The sequence below is a fragment of the Peptacetobacter hominis genome (genome assembly GCF_006861675.1).
GTDB classification, from domain to species: domain Bacteria; phylum Bacillota; class Clostridia; order Peptostreptococcales; family Peptostreptococcaceae; genus Peptacetobacter; species Peptacetobacter hominis.
Genome location: NZ_SGJB01000007.1, coordinates 73,184 through 90,931 on the forward strand (window position 1 = coordinate 73,184; position 17,748 = coordinate 90,931).

The 17,748-nt window shown below is 32.0% G+C and carries 17 protein-coding genes and 1 riboswitch; of the genes, 3 read left to right on the forward strand and 14 right to left on the reverse strand.

Going from position 1 to position 17,748, the window contains the following annotated elements:
• Window positions 1-2: 2 nt before the first annotated feature.
• Complete coding sequence (locus EXD82_RS05065) at window positions 3-953, reverse strand: magnesium transporter CorA family protein (protein ID WP_142535831.1); 951 nt, start codon at window positions 951-953, stop codon at window positions 3-5.
• A 146-nt stretch (window positions 954-1,099) separates the two neighbouring features.
• Here EXD82_RS05065 and EXD82_RS05070 point away from each other — a divergent pair, with 146 nt between their 5' ends.
• A complete protein-coding gene (locus EXD82_RS05070) occupies window positions 1,100-1,879 on the forward strand; it encodes a hypothetical protein (protein WP_142535832.1) in 780 nt (259 codons plus the stop codon).
• 45 nt (window positions 1,880-1,924) lie between these two features.
• Here the strand turns inward: EXD82_RS05070 and EXD82_RS05075 are convergent, their stop codons facing one another.
• The 8 genes from EXD82_RS05075 to EXD82_RS05110 form a co-directional block, all read right to left on the reverse strand.
• A complete protein-coding gene (locus tag EXD82_RS05075) occupies window positions 1,925-2,806 on the reverse strand; it encodes a fumarylacetoacetate hydrolase family protein (RefSeq protein ID WP_142535833.1) in 882 nt (293 codons plus the stop codon).
• A 144-nt stretch (window positions 2,807-2,950) separates the two neighbouring features.
• Window positions 2,951-3,175, reverse strand: a complete 225-nt coding sequence (locus EXD82_RS05080) for a YdbC family protein (protein ID WP_142535834.1) — start codon at window positions 3,173-3,175, stop codon at window positions 2,951-2,953.
• A gap of 148 nt (window positions 3,176-3,323) precedes the next feature.
• Window positions 3,324-4,148, reverse strand: a complete 825-nt coding sequence (locus EXD82_RS05085) for a hypothetical protein (RefSeq protein ID WP_142535835.1) — start codon at window positions 4,146-4,148, stop codon at window positions 3,324-3,326.
• Between the two features lie 146 nt (window positions 4,149-4,294).
• Complete coding sequence (locus EXD82_RS05090) at window positions 4,295-5,542, reverse strand: saccharopine dehydrogenase family protein (RefSeq protein ID WP_246082010.1); 1,248 nt, start codon at window positions 5,540-5,542, stop codon at window positions 4,295-4,297.
• A gap of 165 nt (window positions 5,543-5,707) precedes the next feature.
• Window positions 5,708-5,810: riboswitch (glycine riboswitch) on the reverse strand.
• Window positions 5,811-5,920: 110 nt separating this feature from the next.
• Complete coding sequence (locus tag EXD82_RS05095) at window positions 5,921-7,147, reverse strand: patatin-like phospholipase family protein (protein ID WP_142535836.1); 1,227 nt, start codon at window positions 7,145-7,147, stop codon at window positions 5,921-5,923.
• Window positions 7,148-7,244: 97 nt separating this feature from the next.
• Window positions 7,245-7,799: a TerD family protein gene (locus tag EXD82_RS05100; RefSeq protein ID WP_142535837.1), complete on the reverse strand. Its 555-nt coding sequence runs from the start codon at window positions 7,797-7,799 to the stop codon at window positions 7,245-7,247.
• A gap of 52 nt (window positions 7,800-7,851) precedes the next feature.
• Window positions 7,852-8,484: a TVP38/TMEM64 family protein gene (locus EXD82_RS05105; RefSeq protein ID WP_142535838.1), complete on the reverse strand. Its 633-nt coding sequence runs from the start codon at window positions 8,482-8,484 to the stop codon at window positions 7,852-7,854.
• Window positions 8,485-8,685: 201 nt separating this feature from the next.
• Complete coding sequence (locus EXD82_RS05110; protein WP_142535839.1) at window positions 8,686-9,624, reverse strand: DMT family transporter; 939 nt, start codon at window positions 9,622-9,624, stop codon at window positions 8,686-8,688.
• Between the two features lie 398 nt (window positions 9,625-10,022).
• Between EXD82_RS05110 and EXD82_RS05115 the strand changes: the two genes are divergently transcribed.
• Complete coding sequence (locus tag EXD82_RS05115; protein ID WP_142535840.1) at window positions 10,023-10,607, forward strand: zinc dependent phospholipase C family protein; 585 nt, start codon at window positions 10,023-10,025, stop codon at window positions 10,605-10,607.
• 249 nt (window positions 10,608-10,856) lie between these two features.
• Window positions 10,857-11,366 (forward strand): helix-turn-helix domain-containing protein, encoded by a 510-nt coding sequence (locus EXD82_RS05120; RefSeq protein WP_142535841.1) that lies wholly within the window; start codon window positions 10,857-10,859, stop codon window positions 11,364-11,366.
• 91 nt (window positions 11,367-11,457) lie between these two features.
• Here the strand turns inward: EXD82_RS05120 and ilvB are convergent, their stop codons facing one another.
• From ilvB to leuC, 5 genes are read right to left on the reverse strand one after another with little or no spacing between them, the layout of a single operon-like run.
• Window positions 11,458-13,143, reverse strand: coding sequence for a biosynthetic-type acetolactate synthase large subunit (ilvB, locus tag EXD82_RS05125; RefSeq protein WP_142535842.1), 1,686 nt, complete (start codon window positions 13,141-13,143; stop codon window positions 11,458-11,460).
• A gap of 17 nt (window positions 13,144-13,160) precedes the next feature.
• A complete protein-coding gene (ilvD, locus tag EXD82_RS05130) occupies window positions 13,161-14,825 on the reverse strand; it encodes a dihydroxy-acid dehydratase (protein ID WP_142535843.1) in 1,665 nt (554 codons plus the stop codon).
• A 9-nt stretch (window positions 14,826-14,834) separates the two neighbouring features.
• Window positions 14,835-15,917, reverse strand: a complete 1,083-nt coding sequence (gene leuB, locus EXD82_RS05135; protein ID WP_142535844.1) for a 3-isopropylmalate dehydrogenase — start codon at window positions 15,915-15,917, stop codon at window positions 14,835-14,837.
• A gap of 6 nt (window positions 15,918-15,923) precedes the next feature.
• Window positions 15,924-16,418, reverse strand: a complete 495-nt coding sequence (leuD, locus tag EXD82_RS05140) for a 3-isopropylmalate dehydratase small subunit (RefSeq protein WP_142535845.1) — start codon at window positions 16,416-16,418, stop codon at window positions 15,924-15,926.
• A 1-nt stretch (window position 16,419) separates the two neighbouring features.
• Entirely contained in the window at window positions 16,420-17,691 is a 1,272-nt protein-coding gene (gene leuC, locus EXD82_RS05145; RefSeq protein WP_142535846.1) for a 3-isopropylmalate dehydratase large subunit, read from the reverse strand.
• Window positions 17,692-17,748: the final 57 nt, after the last annotated feature.

Consider the following 17,748-nt stretch of genomic DNA (forward strand, 5'->3'; position numbering starts at 1 on the left):
TCCTATAACATTCTATTTTTTCTAAGTATATGTATGGCTATAATAGCAATAATTATCATTACACATAATGACATAGGATAACCATATAACCATCTGAGTTCCGGCATATATCTGAAATTCATTCCATAAATGCCCGTAATTATAGTAATTGGTGCACATATAGCTGTAAGAGCTGTAAGTTTGGTAATCATAGAATTTGTTTTTTCATTTACCTTAGACGAATATATATCCAAAAGCCTATCTGCCATTTCTCTTGTACTTAACGAAAACTCATATAATTTATCCACACTGAAATCTATACTATTTATTTCAAATATATTCCCAGATTCATTTCCTCGATTCATTTTCAGATATCTCATATTTTCACTGTTCTCACTATCTGCTATATATATAAGAGGTCTTGTTATTTTTACCGCGCTTCTTGCTATATTTCTTAATTCATTTATTTGTTCAATATGACAATGAAATACTTCCTCCATCATTTCATCCTCTAAATCCAGTATCATTTCCTCAAGTTTTTCAACAAATTCAAATTCTTTTGTAATAAATAACCTTATTATATACTGGTTCATTAAGCATAACGATATGTTTGAATCATTCTCTAAGAGAATTTTATTATTCATCGCTTTTAAAATGGATTTATACATAAAATTATCTTCATCTGTGACTATCACTATATATTTATCTGATACATACAATTCTATTATTTCTGTCGTAACTTTATTTTCTCTAAATATTAGCATAGAAAGTTTTATTGTATCATAATATTTCCCATTATTCACATATTCAGTAAAACTAAATTTATCTATATCCGAACTAATATTTATACCTATATTTCCACTTATATGGTCAAATTCATTTGGATTACATAACATTATATATTCATTATTTTTTAAATCTATGCCTTCAATATATTCTGTAATTCTATTATCAGATAACATCAAAATATGCAAAATAATTCCCCCTCTATTATAAATACCAATTTTTTAAGCAATAAAAATTTTTACTCTTATTTTAAAATTATAACATATCATATACTCGTATTTATAGTATAATGAGTTATACGATTCTTACAGAATATATATGGAGGTGTATAAATATGAAACAAAAATTAAAAGAACTGTTACTTTTTATGAAACCATATGCAATTGAAGATAGAAAAATACTTTTAAAAGACGATGTATTTGATGAAAAAATAAAAAATATGAGTCTTGAAGAAATAAAAAACGGACTTATCGCACTTGATGAAGGCGGATATATAAAAATAAAAATATTCCTTAATGACACTGTAATGGTCATGGAGGTACTTCCAAAAGGACTTGAATTAATGGACTGTAATTTTTCAGAAGAAGAGGAAGAAGCTGAATTTATTCTTCCATGGAAAAGAAAGGATTTTAAAGCTCCGGACAATTTTACTTCTAACAATACAAATCAGATATTAAACAAAGATATATCTGCTACTGGTACTGAAGTTTCTTCAGCTGAAAAAAATGAAAACAATTCAACATCAGAATATAGTAATATAAAAAGAGATTGCTCGTCTGATAAAACTTCTCCAGCTGATTACAATAATAAGCATACTAAAAATACCGGTAATAATTTTTCCGAAAAATACGATTCTTCTATGGACATATCTTCTTATTATATAAATCGAAAAACGGACTACCTTGATGTGAAAAAGATGATTTTTTCAGATGATAGAATTTCAGAGGACGATCAGAAAACTCTTTTATCTCTTATAGTTCTTATTGAAACTATGACTGAAAATAATGTTCCTCTTCCAAAAGGAGCGTTTTCAAAATATGAAGATGTTATAACAAAATATAAATGGATATCTGATGTTATAGGAAGGGTTCTTGTAAACATGTATTTCATTTAAATACTAAAAGGTGTATAAAATATATACACCTTTTTATATTTTCAATTATTTAATTATATTTTTTATACTTCCGATTCCCTCTATTTCGCATTCTATAATATCTCCGGATTTTAGAAATTTTGGAGGAACAAATCCCATACCTACACCTGCAGGAGTACCCATTGAGATTATTGTTCCTGCTTTTAATGTCATTCCCTGTGATAGTTCATTTACTACATGTGCTATATCAAATATAAAAAGATCCGTAGAACTATCCTGTCTTATTTCTCCATTTACCTTTGAAGATATTTTAAGCTCTGGAGGGTTTACAAACTCATCAGTTGTTACAATCCATGGTCCCATAGGAGTAAATCCATCAAGGCTCTTTCCAAAGTACCATTGTTTATGCTGCGTCTGAAGATTTCTGGCACTTATATCATTTAGAATAGTATACCCTAGAATATACTCAAATATATCTTCTTTTTTTACATTTTTCGCATCTTTTCCTATTATAACTGCAAGTTCTACCTCATAATCAAGACTATCAACTATATCAAAATGTCCATCTATGTATTCTCCATCAGCAACCGCCTCATTTACTCTCTTTGAAAAATATACCGCAAAAGGTCTTTCTCCACCAAAAGCCTGCTCTTTATATCTCGCAGACTCCTCGGCATGTGCCATATAATTTATGCCTAAACAGATTACATCCTGGTTTGGATATGGTATTGGAGCACATAATTTTACATCACTTAATGGTATACTATCCTTAGAATCCAACCGATACTTTCTTATTTTTTCTATTGAAATATCTTTTAAAGATGATAACATATAGCCAATGTCCTCATATTCTTTTCCCTCTATATTTATTTTTATAACGTTTTTCCCATCTTCTGACAACACACCTGCACTTCTTTTTCCATTATATTCAAACGTTAATAGTTTCATGTTTACGTCCTCCTTTTTGAATTTTCAGAATTATAAATGTATTATATCATTTTTTATAAATATGTCCAATTATACAATAATATTTTATAATATAAATTTTATTTTAGAAAAGTAAAAAGCATCTGCTACAAGCAGATGCCGTAATTATTTTAAATCTATATTATTTAGAAGTTCTTTCAGTTCAATAAGTTCTTCTTTTGTAAAAGTAAGACCTTTACCCATTTTCTGATATTCAGGATCCCATTCTCTTATATCAAATTTTGGCTCTCTTTCATTCCAGCTGACAAGATTCAGCTCTTTTTTCCAACCCGATTTTGATGTAGATATTGTTCCGAAATGTTTTACTATATCATATTTTATACCAGCCATTTAAATCCTCCTAGTTAATTATATTTAATATATCATCTATATTATTCCTTATTATATATTAAATTATACTATAAAAATACTTTTTAATATTTTATTTATTCATACTATTTATCAAGGTAAATTAGTATTTAATTTTTTACTGTTTTTATTATTTATCCCCGCACATTCTCTTTAGAGCATCTATAAAATCGGTTATAAATTTCTCTCTGGTATTTTCATCTACTTCAAGTATTGATAAATATGGATTTAAATCTTCCAGCTCTACAAGAAGTAATTCCCCCGATTTCGTTCTACATGCATCAATTCTTTGTATTCCATTTTTTATATCATTCCATTCGATAAATTTCATAGCAAATTCCAAATCTTTATCAGATGCATTATACATTTCAAGTTTCCATCTTTTTTCTTTATCCGGGGCATACATAGCATATTCAAATTTATTATTGATAAAATAAAAAGATACTTCGTATTCAAAATCAATCATTGGCTGTATAAGCGTTTCTTTATCTTTTATATCGCGATTTAAAAGTTCCTCTTTTGTAATGAATTCAAGACCTATTGAATCAGCTCCATCTATAGGTTTTATAACGTAGATATCTGCTTCTAGGAGTTTATTCAAATCATTTTTACTGTCTATAGTAGGTATTACAGGATAATTATATTCAGTCAAATCTATTAAATATTGTTTTCCTTTCATATCACCTTTCCCAACAAATTCATTGAATGTATTAAGTTTGTTTTTATGTACTCTTTCAACGAATTTTTCATATGCCTCTTTAAATCCTTTTACTCCACCTGTATTTCTAAACACTATAAGATCCACATCATTTTCAAAGGAATGAGAATCCCTGGGATTACATATAGCTATATCAAAATATCTTCTGAGTATGCCTGTTATATATAAATCCTCCTCATAATATTTTCTTCCATTTGCATTATAATATAAATCTGTCATATATAATATTTTTTTCATATACTCCATCTCCTTTTTCAGAATATTTTATACTTATAGTATCATATTTTTTTATCATTTGATAGAAGTTATTATAATTTATAAATGATGGATTTATTTTCATAAAAAACAGATTCTAAAAAAGAATCTGTTTTTTTATATATTTATTAAATATTTTTTACTTTATAATTAAAACCTGACTCCTCCATTATTTCAAGATACGGAATAGGGTTGAAATATTCAGGTGAAAATACGCCATAATCCTTCCAGATACCTTTGGCAATAAGTTCTATTGATATAGCTGCTCCAAAACCTGTCTGAGCAACTACAGCCTGCATACCCCAGTCTCTTATTGACTTTTGATTATCAAAAGTCTGATAAATAATTATTTCTTTATTTTTTCCGTCCTTAATACCTTTACAATGTATTCCAACACACATCATTCCTGTCATTTCATTTCCTATGTCTTTTGGCTGTGGTGCACAAGCTGCAACAACATCCCTCGGTATAATGCTTAATCCTGATACTTGTATTGGTTTTGTTGACCTTAGTCCCAACTTATTTATTACCTTTAAAGCATTTATAAGATTATCATCTAATGCTATTTTATATGTAACTCTCTCAAGTCCAAACTTTTCCAAATATCGAGGCATTGTTACTGTTTCTTCATGCTCTATTTTTATAAGAGTATTTTCGCCTACTTCAGGCATCATAAACTTTTCTTCACCTGCAAATGCATCTTCTACAATAAATCCACCTTTACTTTTGTCCCATTCAACATTTGGATTCATACACTCATCAATAACCGTCCATACATTAAAGCCAAATACAATATCATCTGCAGCTGCTCCTGGTACAGTAAGATTTCCCCCATCTTTTACATGAATTTCCTTTATCTCATCAAAAATATACTCAGCAGCATATCTTGCAAAAACATTTACAACTCCTGGGTCTATTCCCATGCATATACAGGCCATCTGCTTGTTTTCCTTCCATTTTTCATGCTGGTCAAAGTTATATTTTGTCATAGGCTCAATATAACTATTTTCTATTCCAAGTCCAAACTTTGGATCGTCCTTTGGTACAGACCATGTGCCCATATTTCCATAATTCACACCGGATTCAAATGCAGCATCAAATATAAAGTTACTTAAAAATGGAGATGTTGCATCCATAACAAAATCTATATTATATTTTTTTATAAGTATTTTCATATTTTCTTTTGATTTTGCATCTACAAATTCTGGTATAAATCTGTTATCATCATTTAAATTTTTACAAACTTCTTTTGCTCTTTTCTCATCAAAATCTGATACAACAGCAAACTCCAGCCATTCTCTCTTTTCATCTCTTTTTTTCAATATCCTAAGTATTGATTCCCCAACTGCTCCAGCTCCTACAATAAGCATTCTCATAAGATTCTCTCCTTTTAAATATAAATTTTTCATCTTACCAAATATGCCTTTTTCTGTATCAAAAAAGAGATACAGGTACACTAAAAAATGCATCTGTATCTCTGTCCTTTTGCCAGTTGGTTATATCCTCGTAGGCGACGAATTAAATCGTTCTCTCCAAAGTATCGTCAGACTGCCTTCCTTTTGCCTGTCAGTTTCCATATGGACAAGATGAATTCCATACTTTGCTTCTTCGGCGCTTTAAAAAAGTCTCTAAGGCTGTCCTCATCCGAACATATTCGCTTTTAAGGTAATTAATACCTTCTATTTAATTAGGATTATAACTTTATATATAATATATGTCAATGTATTTTACATAATCTTGACAAGTTTTATATTTTATTCATCATATGATATTTCTGAAAGAATTTCTTTTTCAAACTCCTTAAGAATAGTTTTTCTAGATGATATCTTTGATTCTATAGGCTTCATCAGTTTCATAGCAACTGATAAGAAATCCTTGTTTTTTTCATCTTCTTCAGGTGGTTCTATTTCCTTTATTTCATTTACAAATTCATCTAATGTGTATATCTTAAACTTTTTAAGTTTTCTTTCTTCAGCAAGAATTTCCATAAGTCCAATGAAAATATCCTGATATGATTCAGATTCATCGGATTTAACAAGGCTAGCCACTTTAGGTATTATTTTTTCAAAAAGCATTCTCTTTGGATCCATTTCTGAAATATTAAGTTTTTCACCAAACTGTATTATGTTTTTTTCTGGATAATTTATAATTCTTTCAAAAAATTCATCATCTGATATCGGCTCTATATAATATTTCTTACCCTTTAAACCTTCAAAGTATTTTATAGCATCGAAATATCCCCTAAGCATATTTTTTCTTATTGTATTATTACTGAAAACCAATGCTCGTCCTAATTGCTGCGCCGGCTTTATTTCTACAAGTTTAGTATTGGGATTCAAAGGTTTCCTTATTTTTCGATCCGGGAAAAGTCTGATTGCTATTATATCATCATAACCTTTTCTTTCAAGCAACTGTATTGGACAATTATCATAAAAACCTCCGTCTATATACCGTTCCTCGCGACCTTCTTCTTTTTTGAATACTGGAAGATTTGCACTTGCCATTATATAATCTTTAAGCTCTCCATATGGTATTTCCTCTTTAAAAATTTCCACAGGTACAGGCTTTACTCCATCAAATTTCACTGTAACAAGTCCAAAATCTATGTCTGAAGCTCTAAGCTTATCCTCATCTACATACTTATCCAGAATTTTTCTTAGTCCTGCTGTATCAATTCCCCTATTTACAATTATTTTTTTTGCCTCTGATGAAAGATACTCTCTTGTTTCTTTATCAATTTTTCCTTTTTCAATTTTTTCCATATGATTTCTATCTACATCAAACAATGTATCAGGCTGAATATCCTTCCACATATTGTAGCAGACTTCGAAATCTCCCTGGGCAACCATGGCAGCATTAAATGCTCCTATGGATGTTCCTGTAATTCCATCTATTTTATATCCTTTTTCATACAGTGCTCTCAAAACTCCCATATGATATGCGCCTCTTGATGCGCCACCTTCAAGTGCTATTCCTTTCATAAAATACACTTCCTCTCTTTATTTATAGAGATATTTTTTATATACAATAAAACTGCCTATTCAGGCAGTTTTATTTCTCCTATTATATATTTTCCCTTTATATACCAAGCCCAAACATTTTTCCAAGGTTTAAAAGTCCACCTTCTGTATACTCAGTGTTTGAGTTGAACTTCCATTCTCCATTATGTCTATACATTTCACCAAATATAATTTCTGTATTCTGTCCTGTTTTTTCATTTGGTATATATGTGTACATAACATCTTCTCTATCTAAATCTATTATTCTCATAGATATATAGTCAAATCTGTCATAAAATCTTAAAATATCACTTTTTTCAGAAAGACTGATTGCAAAGAAAATCTTTCTAATCTTTTGTGGTATTTTGGATATTGTTATATAAACCTTATCCTCTCTATCATTGATTCTCACACATCCAGATGAATGGCTTTTGTTATCTTTATATAAGAAATCTTCATAACTTGTTATAGATCCACTGTTATCCGTAAGAAAAACAGCAGTTGAAATATCAAATTCTCCTTCTTTATACATATACTGATTAACCTTATAATCAAACTCAACAAGAATATTTTCAAGTTCAGGTCTTTCAGAAGTAAGAGGATATCTATTTCCTTTTATTATTTCTTTATTCATGCTCTGTACTTCCTTTCAATATTACATATCTATAATAATTATATACGTTATCCTATTTTTTTTCATCTGTTTTTTTTGAATCATCTTTCATTTCTTTTTTCTTTTTCTCTATTTCAAGTTCATGTTTTTCTAAATTTACATTTGCCTTTTTACCTACAAACCATGATAGTGCCACGAGTGCTATAAGTACTATTATTTTTAATGGGCTATGGATAAAACCACTTATATCCTCCGCTACATAACTTACAACAATAAACATTACAAATTTTCCTGCAAGCATCGGTGGTGCAAAATCTATAAACTTCTTTTTACAGAATGCAGATGCCACAGTTGCAAGAGAACTAGGCATAAAAGTACATGCATATGCTATAAAAAGCATAGAAAATCCTTTTTTATCCAACCATCTCACACCAGCTTCAACTTTTTCAGTCCTCATTTTTCTGAATATTTTATTGTTGTTAAATCTACTTAGAATCAGAAAAAGTGACAATGTACCAAGACCTGATCCTATCCATGATATAAGTAAACCTATAAACATTCCATGAATGGCTGCATTCGCACCTACAATAGCTACTATTGGAAGTGCTGGAATAAAACTTTCAATAAATGCACTCAGAATTCCCGCAATCAGAGAAAGAAGCATATTATCCTGAGCTATATATAAAAACTGTTGTATATAATCCATAGCAAATATCCTTTCTGGTATATTTATAATATTATAACCTTATTTTCTGAATTTTTCAACTTTATACCAATATTGATTCTATACACAAGGAATTATATAACACAATTCTTAATTTTAATTTAACTATTTATATAATAATACTAAAATAATTCCTTCTAATTAATAAAGGATGCATCCAAATCTGTATGCATCCTTTATTAATTATATTCTTTCATCAACATATTCAAATGTTTTTTCGTATTCACTACTATTTTCTTCCTGATTTCCTGTCTGAAGTGCCATTGTAGCTGACATAAACATCATAAATACACCAAGAAGTTTTCCAATTGTAAATACTTCACCTATTATAATCCATCCTATGAAAGATGCTATTATAAGTTCTATTGAAGCAACAACACCGACAACTGATAGCTCTGTATTTGAGGCAATGCCTTTCGCATAAAATATATATGCAATCGCAGCTGGAAATATTCCCAGAAGCATCATAAATATAAATGTCATTGGATCAGAAGCAAGAGACAACATTTCTACAGGCTTTGCTGAAGGAATCATGAAAAAAGCTCCAAATAAAAAACCGTATATCAAAATTGTTTCACTTGAAAAATCTTCAAGTGCTTTTCTACTTATAATTCCCATAAGTGCATATGTTACAGCAGCCATTATTCCCATTATAATTCCATATGAACTAAGTCCCTGAAAATCAAGTTTACCTCCTGTTACAGCCATAAATGCACCCGCAAAACATACCATCAAAGAAACCACTTTTAGTTTTGTTATTTTCTCTTTATATATTATTCCCGAAAATACAGCCAGAAATAATGGAGATGTATATAATAAAACTGCTGCAGCAGACACACCTGCCTTCTCTACTGCTTTAAAATAACACATATTAAATATTCCCTGACATATTATTCCTATTGCTGCACAATATATAATTCCTTTAAGATTAAGTTTCAGAAGATTTCTATTTTTTACTCCTGTATATGCAAAAAGCACTATAAAACCTATAAACAACCTTGTAAAAGCCACCTGTTCTGAACTTAGTCCTCTCTCCATGAGAACTGTTCCAAATAATCCTAATGTAGACCATATTGTTCCTGCAAGCGCTATATAGATATAGCCTTTTTTACTTTTTTCCATATCAATACCCCCTTCACACTATATCTTTAAAGCAATTTATATGCCATCTTTTTATAGGCAAAGAACAGTAATTTCATTCTCACACACTTATTATCAAAGTCTAAAATGACTCGCACGCTATATTGTAAGTTTCAAATGACTTATATGCCATTTACTGAGTTATATATGAATTATAAGAACTTATACTAAATTAACATATAAAATCTAATTAGACTGTATAATATCTTGTCTCAGTTTATGGGTGTAAACCTTGAATTTTTCTGTATATTTTGATATTATTATTTTAAGGAAAGCTATTTCATAATTGCTTTTCATACAATCAATCCATATTTTATTTATGGTTTGTTTTATTGGACGTCTGACGTCAAATATTTTATCATGAGGTGTATGAAAATAATATGTTAATGAACACTCACTTTCAGATTGCTAAATCAGTACTTGAAAATATGGATGACAATAAGTCATTGCTATTAAGTGAAAAGAACTTCGTGTACGGCAACATAAAGCCTGATGCGTTATCTAAATATAAACTTAACAGACATTATATGGAAGAATCTTTTGCTATGATAGCAGAAAAGATAGAACAGCTTTGCAGATTATCTTTAGACTCATTATCAAGAATGTTTTCTTCAAGCAGATTCAGTCAGGAATTAGGTGTTATTTGTCATTTCCTTTGCGATTTCTTCTGTGTTGCACACAGTGAACGCTGGGAATTCAAGCACAGTTTTAACAGACATGTTGTTTATGAAAGAGAACTTGCTTCTGCTGCGAAAGATGCTGATTTAACAAGAATCAAAGGGGACTGTATCTGTGGTGGAAAATTCATCGAATTTTTCAACACTCTTTATGAGCAGTACAAAAACAATGGAAACTACATTGAAAACGACCTTATGTTTTCTACATATATCTGTAATAGTGTGACAGATTATATATTAGGCAGAATTATTTCAAATACAAATGATGTGATGATAAAAACAGCTTAGTATTGCTATTATAGATTTCAAACAGATATTTTCTGTAAGTAGATACAATGGTACCGGTTATCCGGTACCATTTTTTTATAGATAAGTAATTGCTGGCTTATTACATTTTATAGATACGTGATTGCTCCCTATTACAGACATCAATAAAATATAATTTTACCTCAAAACCAATATGTTAATATACGTTGCTTGTTGCAACGGCTCATTCTCTGTACAATTTTATTAGAAAATAAATTAGGGGGATTCTATATGTTAAATGAAAATATTAGAACAATAAGAAAATCAAAAGGACTATCTCAGCAGGATCTTGCAATAAGGCTAAATGTTGTCAGACAAACTGTTTCAAAATGGGAAAAAGGTCTATCTGTTCCTGACTCTGAGATGTTAATTCTTATATCAGATGTTCTAGAGACTCCAGTAAGTATATTAATAGGTGAAAATATTTCCGAATATCCCACTGAGAATTTAAAATCCATATCAGAAAAACTTGAGGCAATAAATCTGCAACTTGCAAACAATAAAATCAGAAAAAGAAAGTTTCTTCAGGCGTTACTTATTATTCTATGTTTTATTATTCTGATAATATTTTTATTTTTAATCCGATTAAAAAGTCCCTATCTAAACTGGAGTTATAACAATCCTGAAATAACTGTCTTAAGGGTTAATTTCCATATACTTGAATGGTTATTTGTAAGAATAGCACCAATTATTATGATTTTTTCAATAATAGGGATTATATTAATCAGAAAGAAATTTTAAATCTTTTATAAAAAAATACACCCTATCCATTTGGATTCGGGTGTATTTTTTGAATTATAATAAATATTATTTCTGTTAAAAATAATTGAATTTAGATATCATCCTGATCAAATGTATCATCAAGACTTTTTCCTGGAGCTACCATAGGAAATACCTTATCATCCTCCTGTATCATACACTCTATAACAAAAGGACCATTGTATGAAGCAGCTTCTAAAAGAGCTTTTTCCACTTCATCTTTTTTTGTAACTCTTACGGCTTTACATCCAAGACCTTCTGCCACTTTACAGAAATCAACCTGGTCATCAAGAACTGTATCAGAATATCTTCCATTATAGAAAAATGTTTGCCACTGTCTCACCATACCAAGTACCTTGTTGTTTAAAACTACCTGTATTATAGGAATATTGTATCTTGAAGCCGTTGCAAGTTCATTCATATTCATTCTGAAACATCCGTCTCCAGCTATATTTATAACTCTAGATTTTGGATTGCCGTACTTCGCACCAATAGATGCTCCAAGTCCATATCCCATTGTTCCAAGACCTCCACTGGTTATAAACTGTTTAGGATTTTTATAATGAAAATATTGGGCTGCCCACATCTGATGCTGTCCAACTTCTGTACATATTATAGTGTCATGACCAAAGCATTCTTCAATTTTCTCTATCACATATGGTCCTGTCAGAACATCTTTATTATACTTCATTGGATATTTATTTTTAAGACATTCTATTTCTTCCATCCAATCCGAATGACTCTGTTTTTTCAGCATAAGATTAAGCTTTCCAAGTATATACTTTGCATCGCCTGTTATTCCAAGATCTGCATATACATTTTTATTTATCTCAGCTTCATCTATATCTATATGTATTATATTGGCTTTAGATGCAAAAGTGGACGCATTTCCTATTACTCTATCGCTGAACCTTGTTCCGATTGCCACAAGAAGATCACATCTTGATACCCCAAGATTGCTGGCTTTCGTTCCATGCATTCCAAGCATTCCCGTATATCTTTTGTTATTTCCATCAAATCCACCTTTTCCCATCAGAGAATCTGCAACAGGAGCATCTATAAGCTCTGCAAATATTCTAAGTTCATCCGATGCATCTGATGCCTTTATTCCACCACCTGCAAATATAAATGGTCTTTCGCTCTTTTCTATAAGTTTAACTGCTTTTTCGAGACTTTCCCGATATTTTTCCGCATCATCCAAACTAAGTGGCTTATTGGGATTCAGATTTATCTCTTCTCTCTCATATTCCCCATAACCTACTGTTACATCCTTTGTTATATCTACAAGTACAGGTCCAGGTCTTCCCTCTCTCGCTATTTTAAAGGCCTTTCTTATTGAAGGAGCAAGATCTTCTATTTTCTTTACTATAAAGTTGTGCTTTGTTATTGGCATTGTTATTCCCGCGATGTCTATTTCCTGAAAACTGTCTTTCCCAAGAAGAGGAAGTGCAACATTTGCAGTTATTGCAACTACAGGAACTGAATCCATTTGTGCAGTTGCAATTCCTGTTACAAGATTGGTTGCACCCGGTCCGCTTGTGGCCATGCATACACCTACTTTTCCAGTTGATTTTGCATATCCGTCAGCGGCATGTGATGCTCCCTGCTCATGTGATGTAAGTATTGACTGTATTTTATCCCTATATTTATATAAACTGTCATATATTTCAAGTATCGTACCTCCAGGATATCCAAATACTGTGTCAACTCCCTGTTCTAAGAGGCATTCCATTACCATATCTGCTCCTTTAAGCCTCATATATTTCACCGTCCTTTTTATTTCACTTTAAGGACTGCACCAGTGTTTGCCGAAGTAACCATTGAAGCATATTTCTTCAGATAACCACTTACATTCGGAACTTTTGGCACAAAATCCTTTCTTCTTTCTTCAAGCTCCTCATCTGAAACAAGAAGCTGTATACTATTATTCTCTATATCAATATCTATCATATCTCCATCTTTTACAAAAGCTATCGTTCCTCCCAAAGCTGCTTCTGGAGATACATGACCTATAGATGCACCCCTTGTAGCACCAGAAAATCTTCCATCTGTTATAAGTGCTACATCCTTATCAAGTCCCATACCAGCTATTTCTGATGTAGGAGATAACATTTCTCTCATTCCTGGCCCTCCTTTAGGCCCTTCATATCTTATTACAACAACATCTCCAGCTTTTATTTCACCTGCTCTTATAGCTTTTATTGCATTTTCTTCCCCATCAAATACTCTGGCAGGTCCTTTGTGTTTCATCATTTCAGGTGCAACAGCGGATTTTTTTACAACACAGCTGTCAGGTGCAAGATTTCCTTTTAATACAGCTATTCCACCTGTTTTGCTATAAGGATTTTCAACAGGTCTTATTATATCTGTATCCAGGTTTTCACATCCTTTTATGTTTTCTCCCACTGTAAGCCCTGTAACTGTCATGCAATTTTTATCAATAACTCCAAGCTTGTCGAGTTCATTCATTACTGCATATACTCCACCAGCTTCATTTAAATCCTCCATAAATGTATCCCCTGCAGGTGCCAGATGACAAAGGTTTGGAGTTTTCCGGCTTATCTCGTTTGCTATCTCAAGGTTAAGATCCACTCCAGCTTCGTATGCTATTGCAGGAAGATGAAGCATTGAGTTCGTAGAGCAACCAAGTGCCATATCTACAGTCATTGCATTTCTAAATGCATTTTCTGTCATTATATCTGAAGGTTTTATATTATTTTCTACAAGTTTCATTATTTGCATACCGGCATGTTTTGCAAGCCTGATTCTTTCACTGTATACTGCAGGAATAGTTCCATTTCCTTTAAGCCCCATTCCTAATGCTTCTGTAAGACAGTTCATAGAGTTTGCTGTATACATACCTGAACATGATCCACATGTAGGACAAGCTTTTTCCTCAAATTCTTTAAGCTTATCTAAACTCATTTTTCCCGCATTATATTCGCCTACTGCTTCAAAAAGAGTTGACAGACAAGTTTTTTTCCCATCTAACTTTCTTCCGGCAAGCATAGGACCACCACTTACAAATATTGTAGGTATATCAAGTCTTGCAGCTGCCATAAGAAGTCCCGGTACATTTTTGTCACAGTTTGGTATCATTACAAGTCCGTCAAACTGATGTGCCCTTGCAAGACATTCAGTACTGTCACATACAAGTTCTCTTGTAACAAGAGAGTATCTCATCCCTGTGTGATTCATAGCTATACCATCACATACTGCTATTGCAGGGACTTCAACCGGTGTTCCTCCTGCCATATAAACTCCTTTTTTGACAGCCTCTGCTATTTTATCAAGGTTCATATGGCCTGGAACTATTTCATTATATGAATTGACTATGCCTATTATAGGTCTGTCAAGTTCTTCCTCCGTCATACCAAGAGCGTTAAAAAGAGATCTATGAGGAGCTCTTTCCACTCCCTTTTTTACATTATTGCTTTTCATATTTTCCTCCTATATTCTGTCAGCTATAAGTTCACTCATTTCTGAACATGATACTCTTTTTTTACCATCTGACATTATATCCACGGTTCTATATCCATCTTTAAGAACTTTTTCAACAGCATTTTCAATCGAATCTGCTTCATCTTCCATATCAAATGAATATCTCAGCATCATAGCTGCTGAAAGTATTGTTGCTATAGGATTTGCCATATCTTTTCCAGCTATATCAGGTGCACTTCCATGACTTGGCTCATACATTCCAAAACTATCATCTCTAAGCGATGCACTTGAAAGCATTCCTATTGATCCTGTTATCATACTTGCTTCATCACTTAAAATATCGCCAAACATATTTTCTGTAAGTATGACATCAAACTGTTTAGGATTTTTTATAAGCTGCATAGCACAGTTATCTACAAGCATATGTTCAAGTTCAACTTCCGGATAATCCTTCGAAACCTCCTCTACAACTTTTCTCCATAATCTTGATGTGTCTATAACATTTGCCTTATCTACACTTGTAACTTTTTTATTTCTTTTAATTGCTATATCAAAGGCTCTTTTTGCAATTCTTCTTATCTCTGATTCACTATATACAAGATTGTCATGCGCTACATATTCTCCATCTTTTAACACTGTTTCTCTGTCTCCAAAATAAAGACCGCCTGTAAGTTCTCTCATTATAACCATATCAAATCCGCCATCTATTATTTCCTCTTTTAGAGGACAGGCATCTTTAAGCTCGTCATAAAGAAATGATGGTCTCAGATTAGCAAAAAGATTCAGACTTTTTCTAAGCTTTAAAAGACCAGCTTCAGGTCTAAGAGACGGTTCCAGCTTGTACCATGGAGATACAGTCGCATCTCCACCTATAGCTCCAAGAAGTATTGCATCACAATTTGAAGCTTTTTTAAGAGATTCATCTGTAAGTGGTTCTCCATGTAAATCTATAGAAGCACCCCCCATAAGAATCTCTTCATATATAAATTTATGTCCGTATTTTTCTGAAATGGCATTCATGACTTTTAGTGCTCCGTTTACTATTTCCGGTCCTATACCATCTCCTTTGATAACAGCAATCTTCCTTTCCATAATATCTTATCCTTCCTTTTTGTTGTTCACATAATTTACAAGTCCGTTTTCCTTTATCATTTTCTGAAGAAATTCTGGAAACGGCTGTGCCTGATAAAATTTATCTTTTGTTATATTGTGTATAATTCCTTTATCAAAATCTATTTCAACTTTATTCCCTTCATCAATATCCTTTGCTGCTTCTTCACATTCAAGTATTGCAAATCCTATATTTATTGAATTTCTATAAAATATTCTCGCAAATGATTCCGCTATTACACAGGATACTCCAGAAGTCTTAAGAGCTAGAGGTGCATGTTCTCTTGATGAACCACATCCAAAGTTTTTTCCTGCTACCATTATATCCCCTTTTTCTACTCTATCGACAAATGTGGGATCTATATCAGCCATTGCATGTTTTGCAAGTTCCTGTGCATCAAATGAATTAAGATATCTGGCAGGTATTATTACATCTGTATCAACATTGTCTCCGTATTTTAAAACTTTTCCATTTGCTTTCATTTTATTCTGCCACCTTTCTCGGATCTGCTATATATCCGCATATTGCACTTGCTGCAGCAACTTCAGGAGAAGCCAGATATATAAGTGATTCTGTATCTCCCATTCTTCCTACAAAGTTTCTATTTGTTGTAGATACACATTTCTCACCTTTTGCCATAACTCCCATATGACCTCCCATACAAGGACCACAGCTAGGTGTATTAAATGCACATCCTGCATCTATGAATATATCTGCTATTCCTTCTTTCATACATTCTTTGAATATTTTCTGTGTAGCTGGAACAACCATTACTCTGACGTGATTTGCTACAGTTTTTCCCTTCATTATTTCAGCCGCTTTTCTAAGGTCACTTAATCTTCCATTTGTACAAGATCCTATTACAACCTGATCTATCATTATTTTTTCATTTTCATTTATTTCATCTATAGTATGAGCATTTCCTGGAAGATGTGGAAATGCCACTGTAGGAACTATATCAGAAAGATCTATTTCTATAACCTCATCATACTCAGCGTCGTCATCTGCACTGAATTCTTTATATTTTTTCTGTGTGTGACTGTCAAGATATTCTCTTGTCTTTTCATCTACAGGGAATATTCCGTTTTTTGCACCCGCTTCTATAGCCATATTGCATATTGTAAATCTATCATCCATAGTAAGTTCTGAAACCCCATCTCCAGTAAACTCCATTGACTTGTAAAGAGCTCCATCTACTCCGATTTTTCCTATTATATGAAGTATTACATCTTTTCCACCTACATATGGATTAAGTTTTCCTTTAAGAACAAATTTTATAGCTGATGGAACTTTAAACCATAGTTTTCCTGTTGCCATTGCTGTTGCTATATCTGTTGTTCCAACTCCAGTAGAAAATGCACCTAATGCTCCATATGTACATGTATGTGAATCGGCACCTACTATACATTCACCTGCTGCTACTATTCCTTTTTCAGGAAGTATAGCATGTTCAACACCACATTTTCCCTGTTCCATATGGTATGTAAGGCACTGAGATAGAGAAAATTCCCTTATTGCTTTTGAATTTTCTGCTGATTTTATATCTTTGTTTGGAGTAAAGTGATCTGGTACAAGAACTACTTTATCCTTATTAAATACTTTTTCTGCCATCTGTTTGAATATAGGAAGAGCCATTGGCCCTGTTATATCATTTGCCATAACCACATCAAGTTCCGCTTCTATAAGCTGACCTGCTTTTACTTCATTTAATCCTGCGTGTTCTGCAAGTATCTTCTGAGTCATTGTCATCGACATTTTATTTTCCTCCTTTTATAACATTCCGGCAAACCTGATTACATGTCTGCCGGAATG